We start from the raw sequence: 16,940 nt of genomic DNA, 5'->3' as shown, positions 1-16,940 counted from the left end.
CCCCAATCCAACAAGTTCGTGGGGCAGGATGCAACCTGGAACCAAACTGCGGTTAAGCGAAAATCCAGCCGCACAAAAGCGTTTGGAGATGACGAGATATGAGTTACTTCGGGACCATTTATGCAGACACCGAACTACCCTCTCGTGCCAAGGCGGTTTATATGTACCTGCGGGATCGCTCTGATTCCGAGGGCAAGTGCTGGCCGGGTATCAACACCATTGCGTCGGACATGAAGCTGTCCCGCTCCACGGTGAAGCGGGCACTTCATGATTTGGAGCAGCATGGCTACTTGGAGAAAAACCCTCGGTATCGAGCCAACGGCAGCAGTACCTCCAATCTGTACACCGTCCGATAAGGCCGCAAAAGCGCAGCTCTCCGCCAAGGGGGAGCTGCGCCTGTTTGCTGGACCCAGGGGTGGTTCATGGTGGACCGCCCAGAAGGGCTCACTCTGGCTGAGTATTAGTTCAGAGAGAAGAACTACTTTTAACTGGTGCAAAATCTCTCGGCTATAGGTGAGGCTACACTTAAGTCTAAGTGTTTCTGGGGGGAAATGAGATTATTCCAACTAAATTGTCTTTTCCCTAAGAGAGGAGAAGATCAAACTTAGCGCACAACCCCCTCCACCGAATAAAAATGCCAACAGCAAACTCCAATCTGATCAAGCGTCAAAATTAAAATCGGTCCCAATCGTAATACAGTCAATCAGTATTGCATAGACACTTGGGGCCGTGGCAAAATTTTATGTTTGAATCAATTTTTTGAATTTCTGTCTGTAAAGGCTGGAAGATCGTATCTGGAAACATAAGATCAAAACACGCATCACAGAAGGTATAGCAGTTTGCGTCAGTCCAAGTGTCAGATATGAGACAGTAGCAGGCAACAGAAAATTGCCAGAGAGCGTGCTTCTCCCACCCACTTGGTAATACAGCGATACATACACCCAGTACTTCCAGTAACGATCTTAAACACAAAACGAAGCATGGAACAGAATGCCACGTTTTTCCGGTAACCAATCTTATTCTCTACAATCCCCCAGGAGATTTCAAGCAGTATGGACAAAACAAGAGAAATACTCTTAATGACTGCAATCTGAAAAACAGTAACCCCTTGTGCCTGTCAGTACAGGGTGGTAACAGGACTGTAACACGCCATACCCTTTTACCAAAATTCATGCATAACACATATTTTTACTCATTCAATAACCCTTCCACAACTTTATGTGCGACAAATAGACATCCTCTTCGTAGCATCTTTCATGAGGAAATGAAATGTGCCTAAAATTAGGTTGGACTATTCATGCTGTGCAATTTTACTGTTTTAGCCAAAGTTTCCCAAATTATAGCATGCAAAACTGATGCGGTCAATCACAGCTCCTGTGTCCATGTTCGGGCCCAGCTGAAATAGCCCCATGGGAGGCTGTTTCTGCTGGGCACTAACATCCATATTCAACCCAAGTTCTATGTACTTGTGTGATTACTCGGATTCCAACTGTGGTAAATAATACCCATGCAGTGAAACTATTGGTTCGGACATGAAGCTGTGTCGCACTACAGTGAAGTGGATCCTTCATAATCTGGAGAAGGTACTTCGGTATTGGGCCAACGGTAGCATCACCTCCAATCTGTACTCCATCCGCTAGGCAGCAAAAAGCGCAGCTTTCCACCAAGGGAAGCTACGCTTTTTGCTGGATCTAAGGGCGGTTTATAATGGACCACTAACAAAGATCACTTTAAGTAAAATTTATTAACTTAACAGAAAAACAGATATTAGACGGTATACCGGGGACACAAGCACTCCTTAGAATCAACTCTCGCTAGCTCCTCACACTACATGTCATCTTTTTCTATCAATTCTTCGGGTAAATCAGGTTGATAGCTCCAAAAAATACATGTACTATTTGCATTCCAAGTTGCAAGCATAAAAGCTAAAGCCGCAATCACCCTCGCAGATTTTGTCACGAGATTCATTAGCTTGATTTTCATCCACGTCAACTCCTTGTAAATATGGCCTTTATTTTTCCAATGACAATTGAAATAGAGGCAAATAGTAGTCCAGAATACATTACATCTAGTCCTTTATTTTTTATGGTTAGTAAGAAACAAACACTAGATATTGCAGTATACACCACAGCAATACACAGACTTCTTTTCCTGTTCTTTTTTGCAATTTTTACAGACAGCGGTTTATTTCGGGCTGCAACGGGAGACAAAAGGAATATTACGGCAATGGTCAACACCGAAATACTCAAATATGTGATTTTCTCCCAGTTGCAACAGCAACTTATGATAAACATTACACCTGTAGTGCTATAGCATCCAATTCGTGACTCTGCATGATATCCACCAGCAGTAGTACGGAGTGGTACAAATCCTAGCAAGAAGAAAAACCAAGCAAAGGACTTACCCAAAATAATAGATATAACAATAAGAGCAAAAATTCCGACAATTGACATTATAGCAAGTTCACAGCCGTACTTAAGCACATCTTCATCTTGCTTTTCCAGTCTGCCTAAAGATATAATTTTCTTAGCACATATAGACGAACTATGTTCAATCATTCTATCACATCCTCTCACACTTTCTCCCAAACTGTTTTACCAAATTTTCTTGTATTTTTCAACTTGATTGACGCAGATGGCATTCATATAGTCGCATGTGGATTATTTGGATGCTTGAATATATTATAACTTTAATATATAATGTGGTGTTCGTTACATAAAAAAACGATGTGTTTTTAATTGTAGTATATTGGAAGATAAGTAGTAATCAGAGGCTAAATTGTACGGGCCTTTCTTAATCAAATCGAGTAGCATATATTGTACAAAATACACATATGCACTGCTATCTCTATATAAAGCAGGTGAAGTTTCCAGATGCGTGTTGCGATTTGCGATGATGAAAAACAAGATTTATTTTCACTCATGGATGCAGTAAAGATTTTTGATGAAACACATACACTAGAAATCTCTTCTTTTAACAATGCAGCTCAACTCTATGAAGAACACACAAAAAAGCACTTTGATATTGCTATTCTCGATATAGAGATGCCTCCTCCAAATGGTTATGATATCGCTAAACAACTTGTTAATCATCATCACACACCAATCATTATTTTTCTCACACAAAGCATGGCCTATACTCTCCTGGGTTATGGCATTGCTTTCCGTTATTTAGCCAAGCCAATCAATCAGGAGCAACTAAACAGTGCTCTTTGGGCAGCGATCAGAGAAGCCTCTGTCCGGCAATTTGTTTTTTCCTGCGATGGTATCTCTCATGTTGTTAGAATAAATGATATACATTATTTTGAAGTATTTGATCATTACACAATTCTCCATACAACTGATCAAGCATACAGATTTCGCGCTACTTTAAAAGAAGTTTCCCATGCACTTCCATATGGTTACTTCGGATCTCCTCATCAAAGCTACCTCGTACATTTCGCTTGTATAAAGGCCATCACACCAAAAGAAATCTACTTAACCGACGGCACAGCCATTCCAATTAGCCGTCGTAAACAACAAAGATTCAATCATGAATTTTATTCCTATTTAAGGAGATAAGTAAGTACCGCTCCGAAAAAGGACGCACAAAACCAAGCCTCCCAAGAGCAGGGGAAAAATGCAGTTATGCTTAAAGTCTAAGTGGTGGATGGAGCAGTCAACAGATATCCCTGCCGCTGGAGGATAAAGATGTCCTCGTCTACGGAAACCTCACGGTGTGCAGGAGGCCGATCTACCTGCCGGTATAGTTCAGGATTGTAAGGCTCATTTTTCTTGAGCATATCACCGGAAAGCGACCCATGGTGGTGGGCCCGGGTGTGAAAACAGGGCTGAACATTCGAGCGGATGTCCACAACCAGCTGGGTAGCAACATTTTGTAAATGGCGGTGAGCAGCATCCTAGCAATAGCGATGATTGCTTTTTTGTGGCCTCTGCGTTTCTTGAGCGCAAGGTAGCGGTTATGGACTTCCGGGAACTGCTTGGCATGAATGGAGCAGAGAGCGCACTGAACAAGCAATGGCTTGATGTAAGCTCCGGCCCGGCTGATTCTGGTGGTTTTCTTCTTTCCGGCACTCTCATTGTTCTGCGGCGTAAGCCCAGCCCATGAGCACAGGTGCTTCGAGGTGAGAAACACAGACATATCCACTCCGATTTCAGAAATAATGCCAATTGCGGCAAAGGATTGGATACCCGGCGCCGTCATAACAAGAATGAGCTGGGGAAGGTACTTCTCAGCGGTAGACAGAATCAGAGATTCCAGATTGAGTTTGCACAGTTGGAGACTACTCATGTGGGAGCGGATAATGCGGAGCTTTTCAGCCTGTTCTTCACACATCTCTCCATCCACAGCAGAGAGCACCCGTTCGTTGGTCGCTTTCATGCCTTTGGTGCCTTGGAGCGCAGCGGAAAGGAATGGTCATAAATATGTATTATTTGGTCGAAGTTTTTTGTGTTGCTTCAGAAATATGGATGTTGCATACTTTCTTGAGTGTTTTTTTTCAAAGCAAAAAACACACGTATGGAGTAAGTATAGCTATTTATTTTATTTTTGGTGTCATTCTCTCAATCCTGTCACTGATTGATGGGACGATATATATAAGACTTGTATTCACTCTGCTTAGTTGCCAGTTAATCAGCACGCTGCTTTTTTTAAGTCGCCCTCTTCATGGCTTTTCTGCATCTATTTCTTTTTGTGCAATTTTTGCGTTAACTGACATCATTTCTGCATTAATTTTGCAGATGTTTGGCATTCAAGTGGAATTCATTATGGAAGATAATATATACAGGTCACTATATATTATCATATGCCATATTCTGATGTTTGGTTTAGTAATATTGATTTGCCTCATTAATCGAAATACGATTCAGGAATTTTCAATTAAGATTATCTTACCCTCCATTCCTTGTTGGATAATTAGCATGATACTTTGTGTATTATTAACCTGGCAGTGTTTTGTCATGCACTATGCCTTGCATCCAATGTTTGTGTTCGTCCTGCTCGGCTTACTTTACACGAACATTGTTGTGATATACTATACTAAACGCATCAACATGCAAGCTCAGGAAAGAAAGACGTGGGAAATTGCGGAGCACCACTATTCTATGCAGCAAAAATACTACGAACAATTGTGTATTCAACAAGAAGAAACCAGATCACTGTGGCATGATATCCAAAAATACCTCCGTGCAGCTCAAATAGAAGACTCAAATGAGCCCTTGAAACAGGTGCAAGAACGGCTTGATGGTATAGCGTGTGTAGTAGATGTCAACAATCAGATTGTAAATGTTATACTTAATGAATATCTCCATGTAGCAAAAAAAGAAGGTATACAGATTGAATTTAACATAGACATTCCCCATACGCTTTTTGTGACCGCAGCAGACCTATATATATTAATTGGTAATACCATGGACAATGCACTGGAAGCTTGTGCGGAATTGTCACCAGGCCATCGTTGGATCTCATTAACACTAAAATTACATAACAACGTATTATTGTATGCCCTAAAAAACCCGTATGCAGAAGAACACATTCAACGTGTTCGTGGGAAGTACCACGGATATGGATTAAAAAATGTATCACGCTGTGTGGAGAAATATACAGGAATGCTGAGCATAGAGAGTAACAACGGCATATTCCAATTTACAGCACATCTGAATGATATCTAACGCCACAGCTCCGCATTAAACGCACTATCCCTTAATCTATCTGAAGATGGTGTCGTAACCACGTAACCGTCAAATCTAGCCACGCACAGAAAAACCTCCATTGGGAATATGAACCGCTCCCCGTCAAGAGAACAGTGAAAAAGTATAAAGTTTTCCCGGCCAGTAGCCTTTGAAGCGACCCCCAAAAGTTAGACAATATTTGAAAAAGAAAATTGTTTAAGCAGCCGAAAGGGCTTGTTGTCTGTGAATTGCAGGCGGCAAGCCCTTTAGCTTTTCCTTGATGCGGTGGTTGTTGTAGTAGGCCAGATAGGCAGTTAGTTCCAGCTTGAAGATAACTCAGCTTTTCCTTCCACATGGTTTCTACAACAGTTTTTTTGAATTCTGAAGTATATCTCTTGTTCGGTATTCCTTTTGGCATAGTAAAACACCCCACTTGTTATTCAGTATAACATACTGTCTAACAAATGGGGTGCAGTTCACTTTCGTGCTGCTGGCTGCTTTTTATACAGCGAGATACAGCTTATGCTTCTCCATCGGCGTCAACTCACCCAAGTTTCGTTGTACTCTCCTGGTGTTGTAATAGGCGTTCTAGCTTTATGCCGTAGAGATATCCTACCAGCAGTATTTTAAACATACTGACAGGATCGAGTGACGGACGGCCATTGGCAGGATAATACGATGCCACTAGGTCATAGATAAAGTCAAATGATATCATCTGATTGATTTTTCGAAGTAAGTGATTTTCGGGAATCAGTTCTTCTATATCCAGAATTAATATACTTATCTGACCGCTCTGTCGTCCCATCATCGTATATTCCTCCTTGCTAGTATTATAGCATAGAAACGAGGTTTATAGATGACTTTGTCAACAGGTCCCTTATTGTACCTATTACAATAAGGTTGGACAGGAACACCGGACAGCCAGTCCGGTGTTTTTCCCGTCTCGTGCCTAAGCTACAATAAGAGAAGCAACTGGCTGACCAATTGTACTTTGGGTTTACATACCCGCAGATAAGACTGTTTGCCATCCTCTTGTTGTAGCGTTCGATTTAAGCAGGTTGAGCCACCGCATGCCGGAGAGTTCGCGTCACGAAATAGATTGAATCAGCAATGGAAAAGATGGATTCCGGTTGTGGAGCCTCTGTATTGGAGGAATATGGATGGACTGCGTTGGCATCGATGTTTCCAAGGGTAAGATCATGATTGCAGTCATGCGTCCCTTTGGAGAGATGGTAATCTCGCCCTTTGAAGTGTATCACACCGCCAGTGAATTGAGTGAGCTGGCAGAGCTGTTCAAAAGTCTGGACGGCGAAACCCGTGTGGTGATGGAATCCACGGGTAATTACCATGCGCGGTGGCTTGGCTACTCCATGATGCGGGCCTTTATGTTTCTGTAGTCAATGCAATGCTGGTGCATGACTACGGAAACAGCAGTTTAAGACGGGCCAAGACCGACAAGAAGGATGCAGTGAAGCTGTCTAACTACGGTCTTGACCACTGGCTCACACTGCCAAGATATATCCCGGTGGAGGATGCCCGGCTTATGCTGAAGACCTGCTACCGGCAGTACCAGCAGTATTCCAAAGTACAGACCAGGCTGAAGAATAACCCAATCTCCCTGCTGGACACCACTTTTCCAGACGAAAACCGTCTGTTTACCAGTCCGCCCCGAGCCGCTGGCAGCGAGAAATGGGTGGATTTTGTAGCTGCGTTCTGGCATTGCGAGTGTATCTGTGGCCTGTCTGAGAAGGCTTTTACTGCCAAGTACCAGAAGTGGTGCAGAAAGCACAGCTACCGTTTCAGCGAGGATAAGACACTGGATATATACACCTCTGCCTGTGGATACTTCGGTGTAATTCCAAAAACGGATACCGCGAAACTTTTGGTGGAACAGGCTATTTCTCAACTCCGGGCAACTTCCGCCGCGTTAGCTGCGCTTAAACAGGAGATGCAGTCCCTGGCGGCTTCTCTACCGGAGCATCCTGTGGTAATGGGGATGTTTGGAGTTGGCCCCTCCCTCGCCCCCCAGCTCATGGCCGAAATTGGCGATGTGCGCCGTTTTCATTCCAGGAAAGCACTGGTGGCCTTTGCAGGCATTGACGTCCCGCCCTACCAATCCGGCCAAATGGATGTCCGTAGCCGCAGCATTTCCAAGCGGGGGTCTACCTCGCTGCGCAGGACGCTCTTTCTGGTGATGAGTGTCATCTTGCAATGCGCTCCAATGGATGAGCCGGTCTACCAGTTCATGAATAAGAAACGCTCTGAGGACAAGCCCTACCGTGACTATATGATAGCCTCCGCTAACAAGTTCCTTCGCATATACTACGCTTCTGTGAAAGCTTACCTGGACACCTTGGAACACGATTGATCTTCCTGTCTATGCTGTCTGGTTGGCCGCCGTTTTAATTTTGAAATGCACAGCAGCTTAGATTGGTATGCCCTTTTCCTTTGCTTATTCCTTTCAAAGTATTACTTGACTTTTATTAGCAGGTCTTATCCAGAAGAAAGCCCTTCGCCTGCGCACCCATGGGGTGGTTAATGATATCTTTTCTGCGATGTATAAAGATGAAACCAGGGCTCAGGACACAACATTCTTGCCTCGATTTTTATTTGTCACTAAGCCCCCTGGATACTATCCAGCAATTTCAAAAATTTTACCTCTCACACTAATGTCAGAATACTCAGATAGTGCTATTGTGATGTTCTGAAAAGCGAATAGAAGTATCCTTTTTTATTCATCAGCGAACTAAAGTTTCCTTTTTCCTCTATGTGCCCATTATGTAATACTAATATCTGATTAAACATTTCCATTACCCCTTCATCTAAACGATGAGTAACAACTATTCGCAACATATCATTCATCTTCAGTATCGTTTTCATAATATCACTTGCTGTCTCATTGTCTAGCGCAGAGTCCGCTTCATCCACAAAAAGAATTGGGGATTTCCGGATTAAGCATCGTGCAATTGAAAGACGTTGACGCTCTCCCCCTGATAAAAAACATCCTCCTTCCCCACACATATATTCAAAACCTTTTTTGGAAATTAAATCACTTAATCCAGATCTAGTTATGGCATCCTGGACTTGCTCATCTGTAAATTTACGAAACATCGTAATATTATTATATATGGTGTCATTGAAGCAAAAGACCTCTTGCTGAATCGTGGACATATGATCCCACAATTGTTCCGGAGCAAGTTTTCTTAACTCCCTATTTCCATAGGAGATTTCTCCTGAATATTCTCTTTCAAACCCCATTAGCAATCGTAAAAGCGTACTTTTCCCGGATCCGCTCGAGCCAACAATGGCATAGCTTTTCCCAAGTTCAAACTGGGCATTGATACAAGACAGGAGCTCAGCTCTACTGCTATAACCAAATGATACATTGCGCAACTGAATGACTTTTGGCACTTCAAATTTTTCTAAGCCATAATCTATCTCAGCCTCTGTCCTCTCTATCTGATCCGCAATACGTCCAATTAACTCATTGGCCGCACGATAATTAGTTATCAATCCTCCAAGAGTTCTTATAGGACTGAGCATATTACTACTCAGTTCGTAGAACCCTATAATTTTACCCACACTTATTTTTCCCTGAAAAGCCAACAGAAAACCAAATGACAAGAATGCAGCAGAAACGAGAATGGATGCGATATTGCTTGCAATTGAAACCGTATCATTTGATGCACGTCTTTTCTGTTTTGCAGATTCTAATTCCACATTTCTCTCTTTGAACACTTCAAGAATCTCATTTTCCGCCTTAAAGCTCTTAATCACTGTAAATCCTGTTAGAAAATCCTTGGTTTGAGCAACAAAATCCGATGCCCTTTTCATTGCTTCTACTTCGTGATGTATCACTTTCCCGCCGAATCGTAGAGATACCAGAATTGCCAGCAAAGAAGTGCACAACAATACAGCGCCAAGTTCCAAATTTAGAACTAAGATAACAATTGCAGTTGCAATGTAACTCATCATTTCTACAAACAAAACCAAACCGCCCAAGAGGTAATTAGTTTCTATGGAGGCCAAATCGTTTGAAAATGCGGAAATAAATTTCGCAGTGTCTCCATTTGTATAGCACGAAATAGGTTGTTTCAGTATCTTCTCAAATACATAGTTCTTAAACTGTGTCAAACCTTTGCGCATATATTCATTTTGATATTTACGTCGAAACAGGCTACTAAGTAAATTTGCCATTAAATAAAGCACTAAAAATCCAATGCTATACACAAATTTACAAAGATCTTTTTCCTCCATTGCCTCAATGACATATGTGAAAACCAGACTCATACTGATGGACATAAGTACAGCAAACAGCTTACCCACCAAAGCCAAAGAATAGTTCTTTTTGTTTAATTTTTTGAATTGGCGCTTCAGTTCAATATACTGTGCCGTTTGATTCATTTTTGACACACCTTACCTTTATAGCTTGTGTATTTCAAAGCCATTACACGCTTCTTGTTGATTCGATACCACACAAATATTTCCTTTCTCAATTAGCTTCCCGAAACCAAGCGCAGTAGACAAGATATCCTCAGCAGCTATGCATTGGAACTCATTAATTACCTCACAAAAATCTTCCTCTGTGTATCCAGCCAAAATTTGATACATCTTGTTGCGCATATTTATCCTACTATGTAAAAACTCTTGCCTTTCCCATCTTCTGCGTGCAGTGTCAATCATTTCATTGATATTGCTGACAGTAAAGCTATCCAGGAATTTAATCATCTCCTTTATTCTCATGATAGAGAGGTTAATATCCGCATCATAGTAAGAAGAAACGGTTAAATTACCATTTTCAAGGTTTACCCACAACTCACAGCTATAATTCCCATATTTGTGTCGAAGATGTTTTGACATAAGTAGATTATACATATCTCTTACCACTATTGCCGCTGCACGATTTCCTTGCATAGGTAATAGCATACGATTTGATATAGCCACAGTATTGACACTCTTATCTACAACGTACCATTCATTTTTATAAATCGTAGGTTTACTCGGGGGATGAAATCCAAATTTTTTTATTTTACCATCTACAAGGTATTCTAATCCAGTCTCTACCCTTTGTCCTGACTGCGTAAGGGCGCTGATAATCATGTGTTCTTTTCTGAATATCTGACTGTGTACTGCCCTTAGATTGGCAGCGAACTCTGTTTTCGACAATAATTCTGTATGTTGTGCTAAAAAATCCAATTGAGTTTTCCCCTGAAAGAGATCAAGAAACTCTGCCTGCTTTGAAAATGAAATACAAGATCTATTTGCCGCAAACCATCGGCACTGTTTTTTGATACTATATATGATTTTTCTCTGAATACTTTTAATTAAGTCCTCTAGCACTTCATCTGAATATAAATCGGGGGAAGACAATTTAACCAAAATATCATTAATTACCTTTAGGGGACAGTTAACCACAAGCTTGTATAAGACTTTGTTGTCCCTATGTTCTATCACCATGGGCACAATGGAACAATACTTGTCAATGCAATTACTCAAGAATTGATTGAGGTAATCCGCAAGTACTCGCAGGTACATCATTTCATGTTTGGACAAAATAGAAAAATCGTAATAAATATCAGCTTGAGGACGATCATCTTCGGTCCCGAATGAATACAGTAGAACTCCATCTTTTTTTGTATGCTCTTCATATCTGTGATACTTTCGCATATCTCGAGGCTCTATATTTGTCCTTTTTTTTGTTTGCTTTAGGTCTGTGAGGATTCCGAATTTTTCTTCTCTTTTCACTCCCGCTTGAGAATGAAAATTTGAAATTACGGAATGATGCCTAGAATTCAAAAAACGGTTCATCCAGATAGAGACATCTCCTGATTGTATGATATCTCTCGCCTGTGCAAATACACCGGAAAGTTTAAGATAACAAAATGGATCTTCATCACTGTATAGCCAATATCTCAAGATGGAATACCAACGAAGGACGCTAGGCGGCACATGCTTATACTGAGGTGATTTGTAGTTCTGATAAACTAAATCAAGAACTTCCAAAGCTATTTTGGACACTTCCTCAACATTATTTTTGCATAAAACTTTATCTTTTATTTTGGCTAAAATTCGCCCATAATCACCATCCACTTCTCCTATCACCGAAACTCGATACCAGGGTTGCTTAACAAACAGCTCGGTTTCACATGATATATAAGCCGATCCGCACAACGATGTAGTGGTTGCGACAAAAATTTCCATCGTTTGCACTAAGACCTGCATCATAATGCTATTTAATGTATCTTTATACGTTCCGCACACAGCCTGATATGAACTAAACCAATATTTTATTGGAAAATTATCCATTCCCATTTCGTGACCAGCTATGGGCCTCTGCGATGTAATTTTCTCAGCAAGCGTTGTTCTCGTGCAATGTTTCAAAGATGAATCAAGCATCTTCAGAACTGGCTCTAGATTTATATTTCCTGCAACCAAAAAATACATATTGGTTGGATTATAAAACTGATAATAAAACTCTATGCAATCTTGATTTGTCAATGTCGTAATTTTTTCAGAAATACCCCCACAGTCAACCCCGTATATGTTATTGGGAAATAGTGATTTAACAGCAATCCGTCGAAGAATACGAATTGGGTCCCTTTCTTTTTGGGATACTTCGTTATAAACAACCCCTTTTATATTCTCCTCGTTATTCTCATCCTGTCTCCATCCTTCTTCCAAAAACAGTGATGGCTCATTGATAAACCGTGGATTAAATATTGAATTTACCACCCATGAGGCACATAATGCATAATTCTCAACCAAAGGGCAAGAAATTGCATATGTTGTTGAATCATTCCGTGTAACAGCATTAAAATACACACCAGTTACTCTCTGCTTAATTTCATCCAAGATAGAGCATACATTTGAATGATCCGTTCCTCTGCATACCAGGTGTTCTACTACATGGGCAATTCCTGTATCATCTGCGCTTGGCGCACAGATTGTTACGCAGAAAGTAAATACATCCTCGTCAGGCAATATGCAAATTCGGGCACCACTACGGTTGTGTTGTAGGATCATTGCGTTTACGCCAAAATCTTCTAAGTAAACACTTTTTGTGATTTGAAAATTTTGGTATAGCATCATAGAATTGTTTCCCCTTTTACTGAGATCTTGCCTATCGATTTTGTGCAATATCTGGACTGCATAAAACAACCGCCGTATTTCGATTTCCAGATCCAAATGATAACTTCAGTGCATAATTTATTTCCTGTGTGCGTACTGTAGTTGCAAACTCCAACGCATCCGCTGCTACACTAGGTGTTGTAAAATTTATATTGGGGAGGAGCTTTTTTTTATTAATGGATGCAATTGTTGCTAGTATTTCCAACATAGCTGACGACCCAAATGAATGTCCCAATATCGATTTTGTTGAGGAAATCGGGCATTTTCTTTTTCTTGTACACAATACATTTTGTAGCGCTTGTAATTCATGAACATCGCAACTTAACATAGATATTCCATATCCATTGATGTAATCTAAATCATCAACAGATAACGAACTCCTAGCTAATATTTGTGCTATTAATTCCTGCCTAAGCTGCATTTCATTCGTTTCGCAGGTAACACTGTAGGCATCACAATTTGAGTCCGCGTTCAGTATTCCACCATAGCATTTTTTTATATCTTTACTATGTCTTTTTTGCAATACAATAGCTGCTGCTCCCTCAGATACTACTAAACCAGATGCCATAATATCATAAGGCCTCATGATACACCTCGGATCACAATTTTCCTGTGGGGCAAATATCCCAGACCCAGATAGAACATCCAAAACTTCTTCATGTACCAACGAGTCAGCACCTACAACCATAACCGCTTCAATTTCGTCGTCCCCATCCAACAGATTTATTGCAGCCATAATCGCTAGATTGGAACTTGCGCAAGCGCAACTCACAGAGAAATTTGGTCCTTTTATTCCTAATTCAATTGCAACACTTGCGGCTATCATATCGTTTGTAAATAACGAGAACATTGAGACAGCTTTTCTGGTTCCTACTTTTCGCGCAGAATCGTAGTAGTCAAGCAGTCTTGTAAGATCGGCTGTACAAGTTGCAGTAATTAGGCCAATTGATTTTGGATCAAAACGCTCCAGTGAGGCGTCCTCATATGCCTGTCTGGCTGCGACAATCCCTAGTCTAGCTGCACGCCCGGAATGTCGAACAGTTTTTCTTCTCATATAATCTGAATAATTTATTTCACTGACGACTCCTGCATATTTAATTTCACGGTCACTTGTGTCATATAAATCAATTTCCGATATTCCAGATCGTCCTTGAAACAAGTTTGTCTGAAATGTTTCCCAATCTGTCCCAATACAGCTAGCTACACCTACTCCTGTTATTATCGCCTTACTCATAGATACACTCTCCTTCTTTCCGGCTTTTTTAAGAATTTTCTCTTATGATGTAAAAAACTAGAACAATAAGGCTTATTACTTCACACTGACATCAGTCTTAACCATCAGAAGTAAAGCTAATTATCTTAAATCTGTTACACAAGTTGTTTCTGTCAAAGATTCCTTCATATTTTCTATCTGACCCAGTACCTCACCTATTATACATAATCAATTCACCACATATTAAGCTATTAATTAGTCTCGGCTCTGCACATTGTCTGAAATATGATTAATAAACGCCTGTATTTTCTTTTCAATTGTTTTTTTGCAAGTTGTTCCATCTGTTCCACAATTCGTATGAAGTTCTTCTGTTCCAGTTCTCAAATTCTTATATTGTTTCACAGGACAAATATTTCCGCAAACAGGAAGGTATTCGCATTGTATACACTTTAGATCCCGGGTGTTTGAATAAGACAGAAAGCGAATCGCACGGTCATTGTACTCTATACGATTCATTTCTACATTCAGAGTCCCATCTGCACAGTCTGGATTCCCTGCCATTGATACACACTTATATACATTGTACGTTCCATCAATAACATAGTGCCCTAAGTCACCGGCCTTACATTTCGAGGAAGCCAAAAACACACTTCTAATATCATAATTCAAACGAGAATACTTTAGCCTATCAAAAATTTCCGAAACGATCTCATAGAACTCACTTTCTCCATGTGTCTTACTTCCAAATACCGGAGCAATAACTACCGTAATATTTTCTGGAACTTTAGATGAGCTTTCAATTTCGCAATACATCTTTACTACTTCATCTACTGTTTGTGTATCTAAATTGAGTCGGACATTGACTTTAGCAATACTAGAGAGATAGGAGATATTATTCAACAGTTGCTTATAGGTTGCCCCGCCTCCACGAAGATATCGCCTGCTGTTATGTGTTTCCTCAAGTCCATCTAACGTGATCATAAAACTTTTCACTCCGGACTTAACCAACTTATCGGCATTTGGTGGCGAAAGAAGGTACCCATTTGTTATCATGCTCATTGTTGCACTACATTCTTCTTCCTCACACATGGATCTTATTTTATAATTGAATGCTGCTATTTGCTTCAGGTATAAAGTTGGCTCTCCTCCAAACCATTCAATATGAATTGATTTTTTCTTGTATATTTCATTTTTAAAAAATGTAAGCAAATCATGGAACCATTGCTCCCCAGCAGCGTTGGCAGTCAATTGTTCGAAAAGGTTGTGCTGGTAGCAGTAGGGACAATCAAAGTTACACGCATAAGTAGGAATCAGTACGCAATGAATATTCTTATCCGTATATCTTTTAATTTGATCTCTTGCATAGTAGCAATCGAAATCGTCACCTTCTTGTTGAATGAGGATGAGCCTATCAATTAGAAACTCAAGATCTTTCTGGCTTAATTGAGAAAATTCTCCATTAACAAGGCTTTCCCCCTTTTTCTTATCCAGCATTAAAACACTGCCCGAAGCCAAACTTAATACGAGGAAATCATTTCCTTTTGGAATTATTTTTGTATACTTTGATATTTTCATATAATGTCCCTTCTGTTTCTCAATTCTATATTCTATATAAATATTTATTAATACTTTTAGATAAATAGGGTCACCAAGGACATAAAAACCTTGATGACCCTATTCGCTGCAATGCTTACATGTTTTCACCACTACCGCCACAGCAATTGCCCTTCAACACTCCTGCAGTAGGCTCCTCTTCGAAGCAATTAGAAAAAATGGTGTCATATTCATTGCTCTTCGTAATAATTGCACCATACAACTCTGTCATTTCATTCACCTCCTCCCTACAATATATTCTCGAGGCATAGATACGAATCCATGCCAAAAACCTAAGAGGATGAAAGGCCCAGCCCACATACGAAAGACAAAGTTCTAGTCAATATCTATGTATGCCATCCTCTTTTTTGTTTTTAACACATATTTCTATTGTCAGCAAGTATTCTGACGTAATCGGCTACGTTACCGTCGCAAGTGAATTTAATTATAGTCTCATGTAAAGCCTTCAGAATTGTACATAACCGAAATTTTAGCTCTCATCTTCCTAGTAACGTCACAAAAATTCTTAGTTATTGACAATTGTCACAGGCACAGGTCAAGCCTTTTTACTCACTCCATGTAGTGCACTCTCCCTCTTGATTATCACTAATATCTCCCGTGATAACACAATCTCATTTTCCTAAATATGCGTTGACACAAACATTTGTTCTAGTTATAATCTTGTTGTAGCATATAAGCTTACTGCATGCAAGCTACTACCATGTTAAGCCACATTTTACTGTGTTCCTGGAACATATTTACTCTTTTGATTATCATCTAAGAAGGATTCAATTTATTTCATAGGAATATAAACTATTTGCAAATAAGGGGGGTAATCCAATGATTTTGTCTCACATGGAAATTGAGCATATTGCTCTAGCTGTAACACAAGACTTTGCCAAATACATTTCCCATAATTCTTCTGAAACAAAGCGTGGGATTCCCCGAGCAATTCCCATAGACCAATTTGCTCACGATTATCTTGGCCTAAACATTGGCTTTGCTCGTCTCTCCCCTGATGAAAGCGTTTGTGGGTTGACGTGCTATGCAGATACAGAGTATACGTTTGAAGAAAATGGAGTTGTCCGAACTCTTCCCATAAGACAAAACCAAATTCTGCTTGATGTTAGCTTCCAAATGCCAGGACGGAAAAAGAAGTTACATGGGAAGCGCCGCTTTACTCTGGCCCATGAATGTGCGCACCAACTTTTATTTCAGATGGAGTCCGACGATGTAAAGCAGCGCCAGCGAGGTAAATATTCTCCCCGAAAAGCCTATTCTCTCAGGGCACTCAAGACCCGCGAGGACTGGAACGAGTGGCAAGCCAACGCATTGGG

The 16,940-nt window shown here is 40.5% G+C and carries 12 protein-coding genes and 3 pseudogenes; 5 read left to right on the top strand and 10 right to left on the bottom strand.

From position 1 onward, the window contains the following. Nucleotides 1–98: 98 nt before the first annotated feature. Nucleotides 99–356, top strand: a complete 258-nt coding sequence (locus H9X86_RS09990; protein WP_204901384.1) for a helix-turn-helix domain-containing protein — start codon at nucleotides 99–101, stop codon at nucleotides 354–356. A gap of 1,471 nt (nucleotides 357–1,827) precedes the next feature. Here H9X86_RS09990 and H9X86_RS09985 read toward each other — a convergent pair. After that, nucleotides 1,828–1,983: a cyclic lactone autoinducer peptide gene (locus H9X86_RS09985; protein ID WP_243416916.1), complete on the bottom strand. Its 156-nt coding sequence runs from the start codon at nucleotides 1,981–1,983 to the stop codon at nucleotides 1,828–1,830. A gap of 5 nt (nucleotides 1,984–1,988) precedes the next feature. Further along, nucleotides 1,989–2,558, bottom strand: coding sequence for an accessory gene regulator ArgB-like protein (locus tag H9X86_RS09980; protein ID WP_204901383.1), 570 nt, complete (start codon nucleotides 2,556–2,558; stop codon nucleotides 1,989–1,991). 315 nt (nucleotides 2,559–2,873) lie between these two features. Between H9X86_RS09980 and H9X86_RS09975 the strand changes: the two genes are divergently transcribed. Further along, on the top strand, nucleotides 2,874–3,560 hold the full coding sequence (locus H9X86_RS09975; protein ID WP_204901382.1) for a LytR/AlgR family response regulator transcription factor: 687 nt from the start codon (nucleotides 2,874–2,876) through the stop codon (nucleotides 3,558–3,560). A gap of 77 nt (nucleotides 3,561–3,637) precedes the next feature. Here H9X86_RS09975 and H9X86_RS09970 read toward each other — a convergent pair. Then, nucleotides 3,638–4,389: pseudogene (locus H9X86_RS09970) on the bottom strand (transposase); the annotation flags it as partial. A 35-nt stretch (nucleotides 4,390–4,424) separates the two neighbouring features. Here H9X86_RS09970 and H9X86_RS09965 point away from each other — a divergent pair. After that, nucleotides 4,425–5,669 carry an ATP-binding protein gene (locus H9X86_RS09965; protein ID WP_204901381.1) on the top strand — a complete coding sequence of 415 codons (1,245 nt, stop codon included), beginning with the start codon at nucleotides 4,425–4,427 and terminating at the stop codon, nucleotides 5,667–5,669. Nucleotides 5,670–5,885: 216 nt separating this feature from the next. Here H9X86_RS09965 and H9X86_RS09960 read toward each other — a convergent pair whose 3' ends face one another. Together H9X86_RS09960 and H9X86_RS09955 are read right to left on the bottom strand one after the other, a co-directional pair. Then, nucleotides 5,886–5,993, bottom strand: a complete 108-nt coding sequence (locus H9X86_RS09960; protein WP_207752640.1) for an IS3 family transposase — start codon at nucleotides 5,991–5,993, stop codon at nucleotides 5,886–5,888. 253 nt (nucleotides 5,994–6,246) lie between these two features. Further along, nucleotides 6,247–6,477: pseudogene (locus H9X86_RS09955) on the bottom strand (transposase); the annotation flags it as partial. 352 nt (nucleotides 6,478–6,829) lie between these two features. Here H9X86_RS09955 and H9X86_RS09950 point away from each other — a divergent pair. Next, nucleotides 6,830–8,037: pseudogene (locus H9X86_RS09950) on the top strand (IS110 family RNA-guided transposase). A gap of 323 nt (nucleotides 8,038–8,360) precedes the next feature. Here H9X86_RS09950 and H9X86_RS09945 read toward each other — a convergent pair. From H9X86_RS09945 to H9X86_RS12755, 5 genes are all read right to left on the bottom strand, one after another. After that, nucleotides 8,361–10,073 carry an ABC transporter ATP-binding protein gene (locus H9X86_RS09945; protein WP_204901379.1) on the bottom strand — a complete coding sequence of 571 codons (1,713 nt, stop codon included), beginning with the start codon at nucleotides 10,071–10,073 and terminating at the stop codon, nucleotides 8,361–8,363. 18 nt (nucleotides 10,074–10,091) lie between these two features. After that, the gene (locus H9X86_RS09940) at nucleotides 10,092–12,758 is read right to left on the bottom strand and encodes an insulinase family protein (protein ID WP_204901378.1); all 2,667 of its coding nucleotides are present in this window, start codon (nucleotides 12,756–12,758) and stop codon (nucleotides 10,092–10,094) included. Nucleotides 12,759–12,789: 31 nt separating this feature from the next. Continuing rightward, nucleotides 12,790–14,031, bottom strand: coding sequence for a beta-ketoacyl-[acyl-carrier-protein] synthase family protein (locus H9X86_RS09935; protein WP_204901377.1), 1,242 nt, complete (start codon nucleotides 14,029–14,031; stop codon nucleotides 12,790–12,792). 234 nt (nucleotides 14,032–14,265) lie between these two features. After that, nucleotides 14,266–15,585 carry a radical SAM/SPASM domain-containing protein gene (locus H9X86_RS09930; RefSeq protein WP_204901376.1) on the bottom strand — a complete coding sequence of 440 codons (1,320 nt, stop codon included), beginning with the start codon at nucleotides 15,583–15,585 and terminating at the stop codon, nucleotides 14,266–14,268. A 115-nt stretch (nucleotides 15,586–15,700) separates the two neighbouring features. Beyond that, nucleotides 15,701–15,835, bottom strand: coding sequence for a hypothetical protein (locus H9X86_RS12755; protein WP_275962564.1), 135 nt, complete (start codon nucleotides 15,833–15,835; stop codon nucleotides 15,701–15,703). A 608-nt stretch (nucleotides 15,836–16,443) separates the two neighbouring features. Here H9X86_RS12755 and H9X86_RS09925 point away from each other — a divergent pair. Beyond that, a partial coding sequence (locus H9X86_RS09925) for a hypothetical protein (protein WP_204901375.1) occupies nucleotides 16,444–16,940 on the top strand: 497 nt, incomplete at its 3' end.

The sequence above is a fragment of the Pseudoflavonifractor capillosus genome (genome assembly GCF_016902575.1).
GTDB lineage: Bacteria > Bacillota > Clostridia > Oscillospirales > Oscillospiraceae > Enterenecus > Enterenecus capillosus_A.
The sequence above is the reverse complement of the archived record's forward strand: the minus strand, read 5'-3'. Positions and strand labels throughout refer to the sequence as shown.

What these genes read in the sequence shown, in the direction of transcription:
- H9X86_RS12755 (WP_275962564.1), bottom strand. Translation starts at nt 15,835, where the DNA reads ATGACAGAGTTGTATGGTGCAATTATTACGAAGAGCAATGAATATGAC.
- H9X86_RS09930 (WP_204901376.1), bottom strand. Translation starts at nt 15,585, where the DNA reads ATGAAAATATCAAAGTATACAAAAATAATTCCAAAAGGAAATGATTTC.
- H9X86_RS09965 (WP_204901381.1), top strand. Translation starts at nt 4,425, where the DNA reads ATGTATTATTTGGTCGAAGTTTTTTGTGTTGCTTCAGAAATATGGATG.
- H9X86_RS09975 (WP_204901382.1), top strand. Translation starts at nt 2,874, where the DNA reads ATGCGTGTTGCGATTTGCGATGATGAAAAACAAGATTTATTTTCACTC.
- H9X86_RS09985 (WP_243416916.1), bottom strand. Translation starts at nt 1,983, where the DNA reads ATGAAAATCAAGCTAATGAATCTCGTGACAAAATCTGCGAGGGTGATT.
- H9X86_RS09990 (WP_204901384.1), top strand. Translation starts at nt 99, where the DNA reads ATGAGTTACTTCGGGACCATTTATGCAGACACCGAACTACCCTCTCGT.
- H9X86_RS09935 (WP_204901377.1), bottom strand. Translation starts at nt 14,031, where the DNA reads ATGAGTAAGGCGATAATAACAGGAGTAGGTGTAGCTAGCTGTATTGGG.
- H9X86_RS09945 (WP_204901379.1), bottom strand. Translation starts at nt 10,073, where the DNA reads ATGAATCAAACGGCACAGTATATTGAACTGAAGCGCCAATTCAAAAAA.
- H9X86_RS09940 (WP_204901378.1), bottom strand. Translation starts at nt 12,758, where the DNA reads ATGATGCTATACCAAAATTTTCAAATCACAAAAAGTGTTTACTTAGAA.
- H9X86_RS09980 (WP_204901383.1), bottom strand. Translation starts at nt 2,558, where the DNA reads ATGATTGAACATAGTTCGTCTATATGTGCTAAGAAAATTATATCTTTA.